Genomic DNA, 17,176 nt, shown 5'->3' with positions numbered 1-17,176 from the left:
CACCAATTCCGCGAATATTCCGCATTGCGGAAAGTCTCTTCTGTTATGTGGAAGTGAATGTACGGCGCGTCCGGATGGCCGTCAAGAACGGGAAGGGCACCAACTGGAGCGAATCCCTGCCGGGCGGCGGGCTCTTGGGGGAGCATGGGGACACGGAGCGGAGCCGGCCCGATACGCCGGGCGCGCCCGCTCCCGCGCGGCCCTCGGGGCGAAGGGAGTACGGGGTGGAGTCTGTGCCGCTGCGGTGTCCCGCCTGCCGCCGCGACCACACCTACGTCACACCCGTCTACGCCTGCCCCTGCGGCGAACCCACGGCCCCGCCGCTGCTGCGCGGCGCGCCCGTCACGCCGATCACCCACCGCACCTGGAACGACGACTGGGTGACCGTGCGCTGCCGGGGGTGCGGGCGGCACGACCAGTGGCCGCAGCCCGAGCTGTACTGCCCGTGCGGCGCGGTGCTGCGGGTGCCGGTGCGGCCGGTGGCGTCCGCCGGGGCGGTCCGGCCCGCGCACATACCGCTGCCGCGCACGGCGGCGGCGCCGCGCCCCGCGTTCCGCCCGCTGACCATCCGCACCGCCCGCGACGCGGTAGCCGCGGCGGCCCTGTATCTGGCGTGGCTGGGGTTCCGGGAGATCACGCACCCGGTGCACCGGCCCGCCTCGCGGATCGACCTGCGGGCGGCCGGGCTGATCGCGCAGGTGGACGCCGGCACCCGGCCGACCGCCGTGCGGGACGTCGAGTGCCTGTGGCTGAACGCGCTGAACGGCTCGGTGCGCGGGGTGCTCTTCTCGCTCGCGGGTTACGCGCCGGAGGCCCGGCGGCGCGCCGACGCGCTGCGCGTCCCGCTGTTCGTCCTGGACCTCACCGGCACCCCGCGCCCCGTGAACGGCGCGGCGGACGAACTCGTCAGCACCGGCGCCTGAGGGGGCGTACGCCCCTCCTTTTCGGACACGGAGGCGCCGCCGTATGTCGTACCTCACAGAAACCGCCCGGCCACACTGCGTGTGATCCGTCACGTTCTGGCCAACGGGCTCCGATCGGGGGTTCGTTGTCGGTGGCGAGCCCTAAAGTGGAACGCATGGTCTTAACTCGACGGACTTCACCACCCCCGAACACGCCCGCGTACGCCCCCGCGCGCCCCCGTCGGTCGGCGCGGCGCACCGCCCTGGAGGCGAACGAGGCGATCCGCGCGCTCGTGGACGCCCGCGCGGGCCAGGAGTGGTCCCCCATGGAGGCCGCCGCGTACGAGGTGCTGCTCATCGAGTGGGCCGCCGCGACGCGGGGCGCCGCGGCGGACGTCATCGCCGCCGCCTAGTCGCGAGCGCCCGGCCTACGGCCGGTAGTTCTCGCGCAGCTCGACCTTGCGGACCTTGCCGCTCACCGTCATCGGGAAGGTCTCCAGGATCTGGAGCAGCCGCGGGATCTTGTAGTGGGCCAGCTGCCCCTCGCAGAAGGCGCGCACCTCCTCCAGGGCCGGCGGGTCGGCCGGGTCGGCGGGGATGACGCAGGCCAGCACCTCCTCGCCGTACCGCTCGTCCGGCACTCCCACCACCTGCACATCGGCGATCTTCGGGTGGCGGTAGAGGAACTCCTCGATCTCGCGCGGGTAGATGTTCTCGCCGCCCCGGATGATCACGTCCTTGATGCGGCCGACGATCTGTACGTAGCCGTCCTCGCGCATCACCGCGAGGTCCCCGGTGTGCATCCAGCGCCCCGCGTCGATCGCCTCGGCGGTCCGCTCGGGCTGGTCCCAGTATCCGAGCATCACGCTGTAGCCGCGGGTGCACAGTTCGCCGGACTCGCCGCGCTCCAGGGTCACCCCGGTCACCGGGTCGATCACCTTGACCTCGATGTGCGGCATCACGCGGCCGACGGTGCCGGTGCGGCGTTCCAGGTCGTCGTCGCGCCGGGTCTGGGTGGACACCGGCGAGGTCTCCGTCATGCCGTAGCAGATGGACACCTCCGCCATGTGCATCTCGGCGACCACCCGCTTCATCACCTCGACCGGGCACGGCGACCCGGCCATGATGCCGGTGCGCAGCGAGGACAGGTCGTACGAGGCGAAGTCCGGCAGGTTCAGTTCGGCGATGAACATCGTCGGCACCCCGTACAGCGAGGTGCAACGCTCCTGCTGCACGGCGCTCAGCACGGCGGCGGGCTCGAAGGAGGGGCCGGGGATCACGATGCAGGCGCCGTGCGAGGTGGCGCCGAGGTTGCCCATCACCATGCCGAAGCAGTGGTAGAAGGGCACCGGCAGGCAGACCCGGTCCTGCTCGGTGTAGGCGACCAGCTCCCCCACGAAGTAGCCGTTGTTGAGGATGTTGTGGTGGGAGAGGGTCGCGCCCTTGGGGAAGCCGGTGGTGCCGGAGGTGTACTGGATGTTGATCGGGTCGTCGCAGGAGAGTTCCGCCTCGCGGGCGGCGAGCTGCTCCGGCGTGATCCGGCCGGCGGTGGCGACCAGTTCGTCCCAGGAGGCGTCCCCGATGTAGTGGACCGCGCGCAGCTCGGGGCAGTCGGCGCGGACCTCCTCGACCAGGGCCCGGTAGTCGCTGGTGCGGTGGGCGAGCGAGGCGACCAGGAGGGAGATGCCGGCCTGCTTGAGCACGTACGCCAGTTCGTGCGCCCGGTACGCGGGGTTGATGTTGACCATGACAGCGCCGATGCGGGCGGTGGCGTACTGGACGAGCACCCACTCGGGGCAGTTGACGGCCCAGATGCCGACCCGGTCGCCCTTGGCGACGCCGGACGCCAGCAGGGCGCGGGCCAGTTCGTCGACGGCCGCGCCGAACTCCGCGTACGTCCAGCGCCGCCCCGACGGTACGTCGACCAGCGCCTCGCGGTCGGGCCAGGCGGCGACGGTCCGGTCGAGGTTGCGTCCGATGGTGTCGCCGAGCAGGGCGGTGGTGCCGGTGCCGTGGGCGTAGGACAGCTCGCTCATGCCAGGTCCCCCTCGGCGTACTCGGTGCCGCCGCCCTGGGCGGTGCGCTCGCGCAGTTCGATGCGGCGGATCTTGCCGGAGACGGTCTTGGGGAGTTCGGCGAACTCCAGCCGCCGTACGCGCTTGTAGGGGGCGAGCACGGACCGGGAGTGGGCGAAGAGCACCTTCGCCGTGTCCGGTCCCGGCTCCCAGCCCTCGGCGAGCACCACGTACGCCTTCGGCACGGAGAGGCGGACCGGGTCGGGGGACGGGACGACCGCCGCCTCGACGACCGCCTCGTGCTCCAGCAGGGCGCTCTCCAGCTCGAACGGGGAGATCTTGTAGTCGGAGGACTTGAAGACGTCGTCGGCGCGTCCGACGTACGTGATGTAGCCGTCCTCGTCGCGGGCGCCGATGTCGCCGGTGCGGTAGTAGCCGCCGGCCATCGCCTCGGCGGTGCGTTCGGGGTCGCCGTGGTAGCCGGTCATCAGGCCCACCGGCCGCGTGGACAGGTCGAGCGAGATCTCGCCCTCGGCGGCGCCGGGCTCCCCGCTCACCGGGTCGAGCAGCACCACCCGGTAGCCGGGGCTGGGGCGTCCCATGGAGCCGGGCTTGAGGACCTGGCCGGGGGTGTTGGCGACCTGGACGGCGGTCTCCGTCTGGCCGAAGCCGTCGCGGATGGTGACGCCCCAGGCGCGCCGGACGGCCTCGATGACCTCGGGGTTGAGGGGTTCGCCGGCCGCGACGACCTCGCGCGGCGGGGTCGCGAGCTGGGTGAGGTCGGCCTGGATGAGCATGCGCCACACCGTGGGCGGAGCGCAGAAGCTGGTGATGCCGGAGCGGTCCATCTCAGCCATGAGGCGGCCCGCGTCGAAGCGGGTGTAGTTGAAGATGAAGACGGTCGCCTCGGCGTTCCAGGGGGCGAAGAGGTTGGACCAGGCGTGCTTGGCCCAGCCGGGCGACGAGATGTTGAGGTGGACGTCGCCGGGCTTGAGGCCGATCCAGTACATCGTCGCCAGATGGCCCACCGGGTAGGAGACGTGGGTGTGCTCGACCAGCTTGGGGCTGGCGGTGGTGCCGGAGGTGAAGTAGAGCATCAGGGGCTCGTCCGCGTCGGTCTCGCGGTCCGGCGTGAAGCCGCCGGGGGCCCGGTCGGCCTCCGCGTAGTCGAGCCAGCCCTCGGTCGGGGCGCCGACGCAGATGCGGGTGTAGTCGCCGGGCACCTCGTCGAACTTGTCGGTGTCGGTGTCCCGGACGAGCACGTGCCGGACCCGGCCGCGTTCGACGCGGTCGCGCAGGTCGGCGGGGCCCAGCAGCGGGGTCGCCGGGATGACGACCGCGCGCAGCTTCATCGCGGCGAGGGCGGTCTCCCACAGCTCGACCTGGTTGCCGAGCATGACGAGGATGCGGTCGCCCGCCCGCACCCCCCGGCCGCGCAGCCAGTTCGCGGCCCGGTCGGAGCGGGCGGACATCTCGGCGAACGACACCTCGGTGCGCCGGCCGTCCTCCTCCACGATGTGCAGGGCGGTGCGGTCGTTGTCGCGGGCGATGACGTCGAACCAGTCGAGCGCCCAGTTGAAGTGAGGGCTGCGGGGCCACTCGAACCCCGCGCAGGCGGCGTCGTAGTCGTCGCGGTGCCGGAGCAGGAAGTCCCGGGCCGCCCGGAACGTCTCCGTCGCACTCGTTTCCGGCATGTGCCCTCCTCTTTACCGACCCGGCCGGTCCGTTGGCTCCTCACATGATGTAAACAGTGACCCAGGTCTCACCACCCCCGGACGGGGGTGTCGCGGGGCGGCCATTCCATCGGGGGGCGGGCAGGGAGGCGTCAGGGTGCCGGAATCCTTCGAGGCGGTCGAGATGCAGGCGGCGCTGCTGCGGCTGCGCCGGACGAGCGGGCTGCCGGTGGCGTTCGGCGGGCTGCTCTCCGACAGCCGCCATGCCCGGATCGCCGAGGTGAACGGGGCGCGTACGGGGGCGCTGCGCGGGCTGGTGATCTCCTCGGGCAGCGGTCTGGGCGGCAAGTCGATGGCCCTGTCGCGGCCGTGCGCGGTGACCGACTACCGCTCCTCGCGCCACATCAGCCACGAGTACGACACGGCCGTCGCGGCGGAGGGGCTGCGCTCGGTGGTGGCGGTGCCCGTCGTGGTGCGGCGGGAGGTGCGCGGGGTGCTGTACGGGGCGCTGCGCGAGCCGCTGACCCTCGGCGACCGGACGTTCGACGCGGCGGTGGCCGCCGCCCGCGACGTGGAGCAGGCGCTGGTGGTGCGGGACGAGGTGCGGCAGCTGCTGGCGGCGGGCCGTCCGGAGCCGCCCGCCGGGGACCTGGTGGCGCCGGGCGCCTGGGAGGACGTCCGGGAGGCGCACCGGGAGCTGCGGGCGCTGATGCCGAAGGTGCTGGACCCGGCGCTGCGGGACGAGCTGGCGGCGGTGTGCGGGCGGCTGGCGTCGGCGACGGGCACGCCGGCGGCGGGGGCGCGCGAGGTGCGGCTGGCGCCGCGCGAGATCGATGTGCTGGCGTGTGTGGCGGCGGGCGCGACCAACGCGGCGGCGGCGGAGCGGCTGGGGCTGCGGCCGGAGACGGTGAAGGGCTATCTGCGTTCCGCGATGCGCCGGCTGGGAGCGCACACCCGGCTGGAGGCGGTGGTCGCGGCGCGGCGGGCGGGGCTGCTGCCGTAGCCGGTGACCGGGCCCGCGTCAGCGGCCGAGATCAAGGAAGTGCGCGAACCGGAGGTCGTGGGCGGGGGCGTCGGTCATCGTCGCGACCAGCCGGGCCGCCTCCTGGCCGAGGGCGTCGCGCTCGGCGGCGGTGAGCGGGCGCAGCTCCTGGACGGTGAGCGCGGCCGGGGCGTCGCGCGGGGTGTCCAGGCGCCAGACGGCGGCGAAGAAGCCGTCCACGAGCACGCTGCCGTAGTTCTGGTTGCCCACGCCGTTGAGCCCCTTGAACGGGGCCGGGATGATCCGGGTGCGGTCGGCGTGGCCGAGCAGGACGTTGTCGAACTCGGGCAGGAAGCGGGGCGGGGCCGGGGTGTCCTCGGCGGGGCGCGGGGCGTCCGGCAGGTCGAAGAGTTCGACGCCGTGCTCGTCGCGGAAGGTGGTGAGCCGGGGCCGCAGCCGCTCGAAGACCTCCTTGAGCCGGGTCAGCCCGGCCCAGCTCTGCATGTCCTTGACCGAGGCGGGGCCGAAGGCGCCGAGGTAGCGCAGCACGGTGGCCTCGATGTCGGCCGCGGCCTGTGCGGGGCGGCCGAGCCAGTGTTCGGCGGTGGTGAGGGCGACGCCGCCGCTGCGGCCCCACAGGCCGCGCGGGGTGACCTGGACCAGGGGCAGCACACAGCGTGCGGCGATGGTCAGGGCCTGCGGGTCGGCGTCGGGCCACTCGGCGAGCAGCAGGGTTCGGATCTCCCCCGGGGTGCGGGGCGCCTCCTCGACGTGGGCGCGGGTCAGCTCGCGCAGCCGGTCCACGTCGACGCCGGGCAGCTTCTTCCGGAACAGGGTGAGTTCCCGTGCGATGGCGGGCTGGACCAGGGGGCGCAGGGTGAGGGCGTCCTCGGCGGTGTGGGTGTGGACGGTGGAGCGCAGGGAGGCGATGCGGACGACCTCGCGGGACTCCATCAGGGCGGAGAGTTCGGCGGGCCGGAAGTCCCGGAGCCGGGCGAGCAGCTGGTAGTAGGGCGGCTTGGTGTTCTGCGCCTGGAGGCCGACGAGGTGGGCGACGGCGTCCCGCGCGCTCATCGCGGCCCGGTCCAGCAGCAGCTGGCGTTCCAGGGTCGCGCGGTTCAGCGCCCTCGGTGTGAGCACGGGGGCGGGGGCGGCACCGGTGCTGGTCTTCTCGTTGACGGCCATGACGGCACGCTACGCGGCCATCAGGTCTGATTCGGTCCTATTGACGGGACCGGGTCGCGGAGAGGGTGGCGGCGGCCCGGGGAGGGGGCGACGGGCGGTGACGGGCGTCGGGCCCGCCGCCATGCCGGGGTCGCCCGGAAGCCGGGTTCGCGGTGCGGGCGCCCGCATCATGGTCCGGTGATCGCCGTCCTGTTCGCCGTGCTGACCGCCGTCAGCAACGGCTCCGCGTCCGTGCTCCAGCGCCGCGCCGCGCTCGACGTGCCGCAGACCGAGGCCCTGCGGGTGTCGCTGATCGGCCAGTTGCTGCGCCGGAAGGTGTGGCTGGCGGGGATCGGGCTGGTGATCGTCGCCGCCGTGTGCCAGGCCGTGGCGCTGGCCACCGGCCCGATCTCGCTGGTGCAGCCGATCTTCGTCATCGAGCTTCCGGCGACGCTGCTGCTGGCCGCCTTCCTGACGCGGCGCCGCCTGCCGCGGCCGGTGTGGGTGGGGGTGGCCGCCGTGACGGCGGGGCTGGCGCTCGGGATGGCGACGGCCGCGCCGGGCGGCGGCAGCGAGTCGGTGCAGGGGGCCGCCTGGGTGCCGGCGCTGATCCTGACGGGGGTGTTCGAAGCGGCGCTGATCGCGGGGGCGCTGGCCGCCCGGGGCGATCTCCGGGCGGCGCTGCTGGGCACGGCCGCCGCCTGCGGCTACGCGCTGACCGCCGCGCTGATGAAGGACGCCATGTCGCGGCTGGACGACGGGGGCGGCGCGGCGGCGCTGTTCGGCGCCTGGCAGCTGTACGCCATGGCGGCGGCGGGCGTCGGGGCGCTGTTCCTGCTCCAGAACGCGCTCCAGGCGGGCACCCTGGTCGCGGTGCAGCCGTGCCTGACGCTGGGCGACGCGCTGATCAGCGTGCTGTACGGGGTGACCCTCTTCGGCGAGGACATCCGGACCGGCTGGTGGGTGCTGCCCGAACTGCTGGCGCTCGGCCTGATCGCGGCGGGGTGCGTGGAGCTGGCGCGTTCGCCGCTGGCCACCGGGGACGCGACGGCCCCGGCCCGCCCGCGCCGGGTCGACTGACCGGGCGCGCGGGGACCGGGGCCGTGCCGCCGCGCGTTACTTGCTGATCGCGAAACGCATGAGGGCGTGCTCGTCGCCCTGCTTGATCTTGCCGGTCTCGTTGATCACCTGGAGCTTCCAGCCGGCGCCGACGCGCATGGCCTTGGCCACGGCGCAGCCGTTGTCGCTGGTGAGCAGGCTCGGCCAGATGTCGGCGACCTGCTGGCTGCTGCCGCCGGTGGCGTCGTAGACCTTGATGCTGACGTTGCGCGCGTTCTGGAAGGAGCTGCCCTTCTTGTACGCGGCGGCGACGAAGACGATCGACGTCACGTTGCCCGGCACCTTGGCGAAGTCGACGGTCACCGTCTCGTCGTCGCCCTCTCCCTTGCCGGTCTGGTTGTCACCGCTGTGCAGCAGCGAGCCGTTGCCGAGCGGGTCCAGGGAGTCCAGGCCGGCCAGGCGCACGGGGTCCGCGCCCTGCATCGCGATGGCGATGAGGTCGAGGTCGGTGCCCTTCTTCTGCTTCAGCTTCCCCATCAGCCCGCCACTGCTGCCGACGGTGGGGTCCCAGGAGACGCCGATGGAAAGGTGGGTCACCCCGTCCAGGTCCGCCGGGCCGTCTTCCTTCTTCAACGTGATCATGCGTGATCCTCTTCGTGGCGAGATTCCTACAGGGTGAGTCTGCCTGGTGTCCTCCCGTGACCCCTCACCAGGGGCAAAATTTCGACCAAGTGTTGGACACGTCGGGCCGGATTGTCCTGCCTTGGCAGGATGTACACATACGTGTACGCGTGGTAGAGGGCGGATCACACGCGGGCCCGGTCCGGGTCGTCCCGATCCGGACCGGGCATCAGTTGTCGGCCGTTTCGGCGGCGCCCTGCTCAGGCGGCGCCGTGCTCAGGCGGCGTCGCGCACCACCAGCGGCGTTCCGAGGCGCTGGTGGCCGCCGCTGGCCAGCATGCGCACCTCGGCGTGGTCGCTGATCTCGGCGCGGACGATGCCGGTCTCGTCCTCGTAGACGGGATGACCGCCCGCTCCGCTCTGTGCGGTCCGGTGGACGGTGACGGTGTCGTCCTCCACGGCCGACGACTGGAACACGAGCTGGTAGCTCTCCGGATAATCCATGATGACGGGCTCTCCAGACGACCGTTTCCGGACCGGCCCCTGCCGGGCACGTCCGGCCCTGCACCGTCCATGGTCGCGCACACCCCGCCCGGACGCAGGGCGCGCCCGCGCGGGCCGGGCTGCCTATCCTGAGAAGGACCCGCCGCGGGAAGGGACAGCGCCATGGATGAGGCCGATTGGGGCGACGAGGTCTATCAGCCCCAGCCGCAGTCGGAGGCGGCCGACCCGATCGAGCAGCTCGACACGGAGGACACCCTCGACGACCCGGACGTGGACGACGTCCTGGACCGGGGGTACTCGCCGCCGGAGCGCCCGTACGCCGTGGACGACGTGGGCACCACCGCCGCCGAGCAGCACCGGGGCGAGACCCTGGAGAGCCGGCTCGCCCGCGAACTGCCCGAGGACGGCGCCCCGCCCGGGGACGGCGTGGGCGACGTCGTGGACGGGGACGGCGAGCCCTGGGACGGCCAGGTCGGCACGGTCCGCGCCGGACGGCTGACCCGCGACCTGGACGTGAACGAGCCGGACAGCACCGCCGGCGAGGACGTCGGCATCGACGGTGCGGCGGCCTCCGCCGAGGAGGCCGCGGTGCACGTCATCGCGGACGGCCCGGACGGCCCCTGACCGCCGCGGCCGCCGCTCCCCCGCCGCCCTTACCCCGCAGGTAATCGACGCCCCGCACGGCGTCGGACATCGTGTTCCCCACGAGCACAGCGCTCCCCGCCCCCGGCGGCCGGAGCCCTACGGGAGGAAGCCACGATGACCACGTACGACGAGGCCGTGCGGCGCTACTTCGCCGCCTGGAACGCCGGCGCCGAGGACCTGGAGAAGGCCGTCGCCGCCGCGTTCACCGACGGGGCCGCCTACACCGACCCGCTCGCCGACGTGCGCGGCCACGACCAGCTCGCCGCCACGATCGCCGGGGCGCGGGAACAGTTCCCCGGCTTCGTCTTCCGGCCGCTCGGCGCGGTGGACGGACACCACGCGCTGGTGCGGTTCGGCTGGGAGCTGGTCGCCCCGGACGGCTCGGCGCCGGTCGCCGGCTTCGACGTGGCGACCCTCGCCGAGGACGGCCGGATCGCCTCGGTGAGCGGCTTCCTGGACCGGGTGCCGGGCGCCTGATCACGGGACGGCGTCGAACAGGCGGTTGGCGGGGCGCGGCAGCCCGTAGTGGCCGCGCAGGGTGCCGGCGGTGTACTCGGTACGGAACAGTCCGCGTTCCTGGAGGATCGGGACCACCCGGTCCACGAAGACCTCCAGGCCGGACGGGAGGACGGCGGGCATGATGTTGAAGCCGTCGGCCGCGCCGCTCCCGTACCAGTGCTCGATGGTGTCGGCGACCTGCTCGGCGGTCCCGGCGAAGGTCCGGTGGCCCCGCCCGCCGCCGAGCCGGCCGATGAGTTCCCGTACGGTCAGCCGCTCGCGCCTGGCCAGCTCCACGATGAGGGTGTAGCGGCTCTTGGCGCCCTCGATGTCGTCCTCGCCGGGGATGTCCTCGGGCAGTTCGTCGTCCAGGTCGAGGTCGTCGGAGTCGATCCGCAGCTGCTTGGCGAGCTGCCGCTTGGCGTACTCGGGCACGATCAGGTACTCCAGTTCGGCATCGAGCGCCCGCGCCTCGGCCTCCGTGTCACCGATGACGGGCACGATGCCGGGGAGGATCTTGATCCCGCCCGGGTCGCGGCCGAGGGCGGTGGCGCGCTCCTTGACGTCCTTGTAGAAGGCGATGCCCTCCTCCAGGGTCTGCTGGGCGGTGAACACCGCCTCCGCGTACCGGGCGGCGAAGTCCTTGCCGTCCTCGCTGGAGCCGGCCTGGACGAGCAGCGGGTAGCCCTGCGGGGAACGCTGGACGTTGAGCGGCCCGTCGACGCGGAAGAACTCGCCCCGGTGGCCGATCCCCCGCACCCGCTCGGCCACGGCGTGCACGCCGCGGTCCTTGTCGGCGATCACCGCGTCGTCGGCCCAGCTGTCCCACAGTTTCGTCGACACCTCGACGAACTCGGCGGCGCGCCGGTAGCGGTCCCGGTGCAGCGGGGTGTCGTCCAGGCCGAAGTTGCGGGCCGCGTCGGCGCCCGCGGTGGTGACGATGTTCCAGCCGGCCCGGCCGCCCGAGACGTGGTCCAGCGAGGCGAACCTGCGGGCCAGGTTGTACGGCTCGTTGTAGCTGGTGGACGCGGTGGCGATGAGGCCGATGCGGCGGGTGGCCCCGGCGAGCGCGGTGAGCAGGACGGTGGGCTCCAGCTTCGAGGCGGGCCGCCGTCCGGGGTCGCCCATCAGGACGGGGCTGTCGGCGAGGAACACCGAGTCCAGCCGGCCGCGTTCCGCGATCCGGGCGAGGTTCTTGTAGTGCTCGATGTCCGTCTCGGCGTCGGCCGGGCTCTCGGGGAGCCGCCAGGACGCCTCGTGGTGGCCAGTGGACATGAGGAAGGCGTTGAGGTGGAGCTGCTTGCGCTCAGGCGTGGTGGTCATCGGAGTCCTTCGTTCCGGTGGAGGCCGTCGGGCCGTGGACGCCCAGGGCGGTGAGCAGGGTGTCGCGGTACTCCTGGAACCGGGCGTCCCGGCGGGAGCGCGGGGCCGGCAGGTCGATCGTGAGGTCCACGGAGATCCGGCCGTCCTCCAGGACCAGGACGCGGTCGGCGAGTTCGACGGCCTCGTCCACGTCATGGGTGACCAGGAGCACGGCGGGGCGGTGGCGTGCGTGGAGTTCGCGCAGCAGGGCGTGCATCCTGATCCGGGTCAGCGCGTCCAGGGCCCCGAACGGCTCGTCGGCCAGCAGGAGTTCGGGCTCGCGGACCAGGGCGCGGGCGAGGGCGGCACGCTGCTGCTCGCCCCCGGACAGCTCGTGCGGCCAGGAGCGGTCGCGGCCCTCCAGCCCGACCTCGGCCAGGGCGGTGAGGCCGCGCCGGCGGGCCCCGGGGCCGCGCAGCCCGAGGGTGACGTTGTCGAGCAGCCGGAGCCAGGGCAGCAGCCGGGAGTCCTGGAAGGAGAGCGAGACGCGTTCGGGGACGGTGAGTTCGCCGGAGCCCTCGACGGTGTGGTCGAGGCGGGCGACGGCTCGCAGCAGGGTGGACTTGCCGGAGCCGCTGCGCCCGAGGAGTGCGGTGAACTCGCCGGGCGCGACGGTGAGGTCGAGCCCTTTGAGGACGGCGCGGTCGCCGAAACGGCGGACCAGGTGCCGGGTGCGGACGGCGGGGCGCGGGGCGAGGGCCGTCGCGCCGGGAGCGGTCAGCCCGCCAGGGTGCGTCGCCATGACAGGACCTTCCTCTCGACGGCGCGTACCGCGGCGTCCGAAGCGAAGCCGAAGATCCCGTAGGCCACCAGGCCCACGATGATCACGTCGGACTGGGCGTACTGCTGGGCCTGGAACATCATGTAGCCGATGCCGCTCGTGGCGTTGACCTGCTCGACGACGATCAGCCCGAGCCAGGACGCGGTGACGCCGAGGCGCAGCCCGACGAAGAAGCCGGGCAGCGAGCCGGGGACGACGACCTTGCGGATGAACTGCGCGCGGCTCAGGTCGAGCCCTTCGGCGAGTTCGACGTACCGGCTGTCGATGCCGGTGAGCGAGGCGTACGTGTTGATGTACATGTTCACGGCGACGCCCAGGGCGATCACGGTGACCTTCATCTGCTCGCCGATGCCGAGCCAGAGGATCAGCAGCGGCAGCATGGCGAGGGAGGGGATCGCCCGTTTGATCTGGAGGGGGCCGTCGAAGAGGTATTCGCCGGTGCGGCTCAGTCCGGCGGCGACGGCGAGGAGGACCCCGGCGATCACCCCGAAGAACAGGCCGAGGCCGGCGCGCTGGAGCGAGACGAGGACGTTGTCCTGGAGCCGCCCGTCGGCGACGAGGTCGGCGGCGGTGGACAGGACCGTGCCGGGCGAGGAGAGGATACGGGGGTCGAGCTGCCCCGTCGCGGAGGCGGCCCACCACAGGGCCACGACCAGGACCGGGCCGATGAGCCGCCCGAAGGGGACGGTCCGGCCGGGGCCCAGCCGTCTGCGGGTGCCCCGCGCGGCGGGCGGGGGCGGGGAGCCGTTCCCGGCCGGTGCGGCGGCCCGGGGCGGCGCGGTGCGGGTGTCGGTCAGCAGTTCCGTCATGGCTACTCCCGGTACTGGGCGGGTACGGCCTCGGCCGCCAGCCCCTCGAAGCGGCGGTCGAACAGCTCGGCGGCGTCCAGCCCGGGCACGAATCCGCCGGCGGCGAGCAGGTCGGCGGTCTCCTGCTCCCAGGCCACGGCCCGGTCCCAGGAGGCCGGGAAGAGCGGCTTGTCGAGCGAGGCGACGATGCGTCGGCCGTCCGCCCGGGAGACCCCCTGGTCCTTGACGTAGTAGGCGTCGATCCAGGTGTCCTGGTTCTCCCACGCCCAGACCTGGCCCCGTGCCCACAGCGGGACGAAGCTGCGGACGGCGGCGGCCTCGGCCCGGTCGGCCAGCACCTCGTCGGGCGCCCAGAGCACCGTGAGCAGGTCCACGACGTCGGTCCGCACCGCGCGTGCCCCGTCCTTTCCGTACTGGGTGAGGTACTTGGTCAGGGTGGGTTCGCCCAGCGGGGCGGCGTCGACCTGCCCGGACTGCAGGGCGGTGAGGAACTGGGTGCTGGGCAGGGCGACCAGCTCCACGTCCTCGACGGCGATGCCCGCCTCCTTCAGCGCCCGCAGGACGACGACCCCCTGGGCCTGGCCCTGGGAGAACGCGATCTTCCGGCCCCGGAAGCCGGCGACGGACCGGACGCCGGAACCGGGTGCGGTGGCGAATACGTACGAGGGTGTGTTCCGTACCTGCACCGCGACGATTTTCGCCCCGACGCCTATGGCGTGGGCCTGGATCGGCGGAATTCCGGCATTGACGGCCAGGTCTATGGAATGCGCCCGGAATCCCTGGATGATGTCGGGCCCCGCGGCCAGATTGGGCCATTGGGAAACGGTGAAGGGAAGGTCCTTCTTCAGTCCGGCGGGGCCCAGTTGGAGTTGGGTGGAACGCGCGGCCACGGAGAGTTCGGTCCCGGGCGGCGGCGCCCCCGAGGGCAGTTTCCCGGTCGGTTCGGCGCTTGCCACGGACCGCGTCTGCGGGGAGCAGCCGACGAGCGTACCGGCGAAGAGGGTGCCGGCCAGGGCCAGCAGCGAGCGGCGGCCGAGCACCGGGGGCGCGGGGTGGTGGGACATGGGCGGGGTCCTGTTCGGGGTCAGAGGGAGTGGTAGGAGCCGTCGTGGAAGAGCAGGGGGCTGCGCCCCGCGTCGAGCTGGGCGTCCACCACCCTGGCGATGACGATGCGGTGGTCGCCGGCCGGGACGATCTGCTCCGTCTCGACCCGCAGATGGCCCGCCACGTCGTCGAGCAGCGGCTCGCCGCCGGGCAGCCGGTGCCAGCGGGTGGGGGCGGCGAACCGGTCGATGCCGCTGGTCGCGAACGAGGCGGCCAGGGGCTGCTGTTCGGCGCCGAGGAAGTGCACGACGGCCGTACGGGCGTGCTCGAAGTGCGGCCACGACGAGGTGGTGGTCCCGATGCCGAAGGAGATGAGCGGCGGGGTCAGCGAGAGCGAGGTGAGCGAGGTCGCGGTGAAGCCGACGGGTCCTCGGCCGGAGTCGGTGGTGATGACGACGACTCCGGCGGGATAGCGGCGGAACGCCTGCCGGAAGCGGTCCGGGGCGATGGCGGCCGGGCCGGGGGCGGTCTGGAGGGCGTACGGGGGCACGGTGACGGTCAACGTCTCTCCCGAGGTGAGAAGCCGGAAAGGGCAGCGCGAGAACGCCGTTGCCGCGCGGCGGTGCGCACGGAGGCATATGGAGGCATGCGGGGACGTTCGAAGGCGGACTGAGGCGCGGCGCGCGAATGCGCGGAACGTACGCCGAATGTCAGCGGGTGTTTACCGGAGGCCCGGACAAAGGCCGCGACAGGGCCGCGACGGAATGCCGGCGCGCGCGGAGGACCGGGCGGACGAGCGGAAGGGCGGCGTCACCGGGGACGCTTCTCCTGAATTCCGCTGTCGGCTGGTCATGAATCCATCATCCTGTCGTGGCCTGCGGCCGGTCAACAATGCAACGAACTGAATTAAGTCGGATCACGGGGAGCGGGTGCGGGCCCGGTTCAGGACACTGCGGGCAGCGCCGGCCAGGGCCCGAGCGGGTCCGCGTACAGCACGTCGAGCGCCACCGCGCCCCCCGCCACGGCCAGTGCCGAGCCGGTGAAACTGCTCGGCATCACGGCCCGTTCGGGGTCGTCGCACACCCAGGAGCGCTCGGCCACCTCCGCGCGCAGCTCGGCCAGGCACTCCGGCATCCGCCCCACGCCCGGCTCGACGACGACCAGCACCTCCGGGTCGAACATGTCCAGCAGCAGCGCGGCGGCCCGGCCCACCAGCCGGGCCCGGCGGCGGAACAGGGCCACGGCCCGCGCGTCCCCGGCCAGTGCCCGCTCCAGCAACCGCGGGAAGGAACCGGTCATCAGCCCCTGGGCGGCGGCGCGGCGCACCATGGCCGCCTCGGACACCTCCGCCTGGAGGCACCCCGCCCGCCGGCAGGAGCAGGGCTCCTCGCCGGCCGGTCCCCCGGCGCCCAGCGGCAGGTGGGCGACGCTGCCCGCGCCGGAGCGCGGTCCCCGGTGCAGGGCGCCCCCGGTGGCGAACGCGGCGTCGACGACCGCGCCGACGAAGAGCAGGACGGTGCTGGCACGCGTCGCTTCCTGGCCGAACAGCTGCTCGGCACGGGCCAGGGCGCGGGAGTGGCTGTCCACCCGTACGGGCAGTCCGGTCGCGGCGGCGAGCAGGTCGCGCGCCGGGACGTCGTGCCAGCCGAGCTGCGGATGCGCCACGATCACCCCGCCGTCGGGGTCCACGCGGTTCCCGGTGGCCAGTCCGAGGGCGAGCAGGGCGCGGCCGTCCGCGTGGGCGGCCGTCAACGGGCCGAGCCGGTCCGCGAGCCGGCCGAGCAGCATGTGGGGGTCGGTGGTGGTGTGGGGCCTGCGTTCCTCGGCGACGACCCGGCCGCGCAGGTCCATCAGGGACACGGTGGAGTGGGCGACGGCGATGTGCGCCCCGGCCACCAGATGGCGGCCGGTGTCGATCTCGACGGGGATGTGCGGTCTGCCGAGCCCCTTGGGTCCGGCGGTCTCGGCGCTCTCCCGGACCAGTCCGCGGGCGAGCAGCCTGCCGACGTGCCCGCTGACGGAGGCGGGCGAGAGGCCGGTGAGCCGGGCGACGGTGGAGCGGGCGACCGGGCCGTGATCGAGGATCGCGCCGAGGACGGAGCCGGTTCCGGTCGGGCGGCGGCTCCGCGCCGGCGCGGGTATGTCGGCGCGGCGGAGGGGGGCGGGTCGGGTGTCGTGGGGGCGGCGGACGGGGGCGGGCGGACTCTGCACCGTGACTTCCAGTCCTCGGGGCGGCGATGGGCGCGGTGTCGGCGCGGCACGGGCCGGGGCGCGGGACCTCCGGGAAACGGGGAGGGCGGCGCGGGCGCGGGTGCCTCAGGCGTGGCGACACACGGCGGAGCACACCCGCTTGAGGTCGATGTGACCCCGCGTCGTCAGGTGTGTGGATCGCTGCATGCCGCGCAACGTAGCCGGGCGGGCACAAGCCGGTCAAACCGTCGCCGCATCCTGGACAACCCCGGCCGTCGCCGAACGTTTTCCGGAATTCACCACTGATGCCTTGTCATCGCCTGTTCTACGCGCATAGCTTGTGCTCCTTCACCAGAATCTGAGGGGCATTTCCGTGCGCATATCCACACCCCGTTCCGTCCTGCTGGCCGGCGCGGTAGCCGTGACGCTCTCGGCGACCGCGCTGCCCGCCGCCTTCGCGGCCCCGTCCTCGTCCGCCGTGATCTCCGAGGTGTACGGGGGCGGCGGGAACTCCGGTGCGACGCTGACCCGTGACTTCGTCGAGCTGGCCAACGCCGGGTCCGGCGCGTACGACCTGTCCGGGCTCAGCGTCCAGTACCTGCCCGGCGCCCCGTCGGCGGGTTCGCAGTGGCAGGTGACGCCGCTGACCGGTGCGGTGGCGCCCGGCGGCCGGTATCTCGTCGCCCAGGCGGAGGGCGCCGGGGGCACGGTCGCGCTGCCCGCCCCGGACGCCACCGGCAAGGTCGCCATGGCGGCGGGCAGCGGCACCGTGGCCCTGGTCTCCGGGACGACGCCGCTGACCTGCAGGACGGCTGCCGACTGCGCCGCGGACGCCCGCGTCGTGGACCTGGTCGGCTACGGCACCGCGGTCGTCCGGGAGGGCAGCGGCCCGGCCAAGGGCGCCTCGGCCACCGCGTCCGTGGCGCG

At 73.4% G+C, this 17,176-nt stretch carries 18 protein-coding genes; 7 read left to right on the top strand and 11 right to left on the bottom strand.

Going from position 1 to position 17,176, the window contains the following annotated elements:
• Positions 1-224 precede the first annotated feature (224 nt).
• Together MHW47_RS06355 and MHW47_RS06350 are read left to right on the top strand one after the other, a co-directional pair.
• Entirely contained in the window at positions 225-923 is a 699-nt protein-coding gene (locus MHW47_RS06355; protein ID WP_239221645.1) for a hypothetical protein, read from the top strand.
• Between the two features lie 155 nt (positions 924-1,078).
• The gene (locus MHW47_RS06350; protein ID WP_239221644.1) at positions 1,079-1,315 is read left to right on the top strand and encodes a hypothetical protein; all 237 of its coding nucleotides are present in this window, start codon (positions 1,079-1,081) and stop codon (positions 1,313-1,315) included.
• Positions 1,316-1,330: 15 nt separating this feature from the next.
• Here the strand turns inward: MHW47_RS06350 and MHW47_RS06345 are convergent, their stop codons facing one another.
• Together MHW47_RS06345 and MHW47_RS06340 are read right to left on the bottom strand one after the other, a co-directional pair.
• Positions 1,331-2,938 carry an AMP-binding protein gene (locus MHW47_RS06345; protein ID WP_239221643.1) on the bottom strand — a complete coding sequence of 536 codons (1,608 nt, stop codon included), beginning with the start codon at positions 2,936-2,938 and terminating at the stop codon, positions 1,331-1,333.
• Positions 2,935-4,611: an AMP-binding protein gene (locus MHW47_RS06340; protein ID WP_239221642.1), complete on the bottom strand. Its 1,677-nt coding sequence runs from the start codon at positions 4,609-4,611 to the stop codon at positions 2,935-2,937. Before MHW47_RS06340 ends, MHW47_RS06345 begins: the two co-directional genes overlap by 4 nt.
• A gap of 163 nt (positions 4,612-4,774) precedes the next feature.
• Here MHW47_RS06340 and MHW47_RS06335 point away from each other — a divergent pair, with 163 nt between their 5' ends.
• Positions 4,775-5,593 (top strand): LuxR C-terminal-related transcriptional regulator, encoded by an 819-nt coding sequence (locus tag MHW47_RS06335; protein ID WP_275448918.1) that lies wholly within the window; start codon positions 4,775-4,777, stop codon positions 5,591-5,593.
• 18 nt (positions 5,594-5,611) lie between these two features.
• Here MHW47_RS06335 and MHW47_RS06330 read toward each other — a convergent pair whose 3' ends face one another.
• On the bottom strand, positions 5,612-6,757 hold the full coding sequence (locus MHW47_RS06330) for a winged helix DNA-binding domain-containing protein (protein WP_239221640.1): 1,146 nt from the start codon (positions 6,755-6,757) through the stop codon (positions 5,612-5,614).
• A gap of 177 nt (positions 6,758-6,934) precedes the next feature.
• Here MHW47_RS06330 and MHW47_RS06325 point away from each other — a divergent pair, with 177 nt between their 5' ends.
• Positions 6,935-7,816: a DMT family transporter gene (locus tag MHW47_RS06325; protein WP_239221639.1), complete on the top strand. Its 882-nt coding sequence runs from the start codon at positions 6,935-6,937 to the stop codon at positions 7,814-7,816.
• 36 nt (positions 7,817-7,852) lie between these two features.
• Here MHW47_RS06325 and MHW47_RS06320 read toward each other — a convergent pair whose 3' ends face one another.
• Positions 7,853-8,437 (bottom strand): TerD family protein, encoded by a 585-nt coding sequence (locus MHW47_RS06320; protein ID WP_239221638.1) that lies wholly within the window; start codon positions 8,435-8,437, stop codon positions 7,853-7,855.
• Between the two features lie 255 nt (positions 8,438-8,692).
• Positions 8,693-8,920 carry a DUF6296 family protein gene (locus MHW47_RS06315; protein WP_111338952.1) on the bottom strand — a complete coding sequence of 76 codons (228 nt, stop codon included), beginning with the start codon at positions 8,918-8,920 and terminating at the stop codon, positions 8,693-8,695.
• 162 nt (positions 8,921-9,082) lie between these two features.
• Here MHW47_RS06315 and MHW47_RS06310 point away from each other — a divergent pair, with 162 nt between their 5' ends.
• Both MHW47_RS06310 and MHW47_RS06305 read left to right on the top strand, forming a co-directional pair.
• Positions 9,083-9,544, top strand: coding sequence for a DUF5709 domain-containing protein (locus MHW47_RS06310; RefSeq protein ID WP_239221637.1), 462 nt, complete (start codon positions 9,083-9,085; stop codon positions 9,542-9,544).
• 135 nt (positions 9,545-9,679) lie between these two features.
• On the top strand, positions 9,680-10,042 hold the full coding sequence (locus MHW47_RS06305; protein WP_239221636.1) for a nuclear transport factor 2 family protein: 363 nt from the start codon (positions 9,680-9,682) through the stop codon (positions 10,040-10,042).
• Here MHW47_RS06305 and MHW47_RS06300 read toward each other — a convergent pair whose 3' ends face one another.
• The 6 genes from MHW47_RS06300 to MHW47_RS06275 form a co-directional block, all read right to left on the bottom strand.
• On the bottom strand, positions 10,043-11,386 hold the full coding sequence (locus tag MHW47_RS06300) for an LLM class flavin-dependent oxidoreductase (protein WP_239221635.1): 1,344 nt from the start codon (positions 11,384-11,386) through the stop codon (positions 10,043-10,045). It abuts the gene before it with no gap.
• Positions 11,370-12,167, bottom strand: a complete 798-nt coding sequence (locus MHW47_RS06295; protein ID WP_239221634.1) for an ABC transporter ATP-binding protein — start codon at positions 12,165-12,167, stop codon at positions 11,370-11,372. The genes MHW47_RS06300 and MHW47_RS06295 overlap by 17 nt, the downstream gene beginning before the upstream one ends.
• Positions 12,143-13,015, bottom strand: coding sequence for an ABC transporter permease (locus MHW47_RS06290; protein ID WP_239221633.1), 873 nt, complete (start codon positions 13,013-13,015; stop codon positions 12,143-12,145). The genes MHW47_RS06295 and MHW47_RS06290 overlap by 25 nt, the downstream gene beginning before the upstream one ends.
• Before the next feature lie 2 nt (positions 13,016-13,017).
• The gene (locus tag MHW47_RS06285) at positions 13,018-14,079 is read right to left on the bottom strand and encodes an ABC transporter substrate-binding protein (protein ID WP_239221632.1); all 1,062 of its coding nucleotides are present in this window, start codon (positions 14,077-14,079) and stop codon (positions 13,018-13,020) included.
• A gap of 20 nt (positions 14,080-14,099) precedes the next feature.
• A complete protein-coding gene (locus tag MHW47_RS06280) occupies positions 14,100-14,621 on the bottom strand; it encodes a flavin reductase family protein (RefSeq protein ID WP_239221631.1) in 522 nt (173 codons plus the stop codon).
• Between the two features lie 380 nt (positions 14,622-15,001).
• The gene (locus MHW47_RS06275) at positions 15,002-16,270 is read right to left on the bottom strand and encodes an ROK family transcriptional regulator (protein WP_239221630.1); all 1,269 of its coding nucleotides are present in this window, start codon (positions 16,268-16,270) and stop codon (positions 15,002-15,004) included.
• Between the two features lie 352 nt (positions 16,271-16,622).
• Between MHW47_RS06275 and MHW47_RS06270 the strand changes: the two genes are divergently transcribed.
• Positions 16,623-17,176, top strand: a 554-nt coding sequence (locus MHW47_RS06270) for a lamin tail domain-containing protein (protein ID WP_239221629.1), incomplete at its 3' end; no start/stop codon positions are given.

Origin of the sequence: Streptomyces sp. OfavH-34-F (assembly GCF_022347745.1) — a bacterium.
In the GTDB taxonomy this organism is placed as follows: Bacteria; Actinomycetota; Actinomycetes; order Streptomycetales; family Streptomycetaceae; genus Streptomyces.
This window is presented reverse-complemented; position numbering and strand designations above follow the sequence as displayed.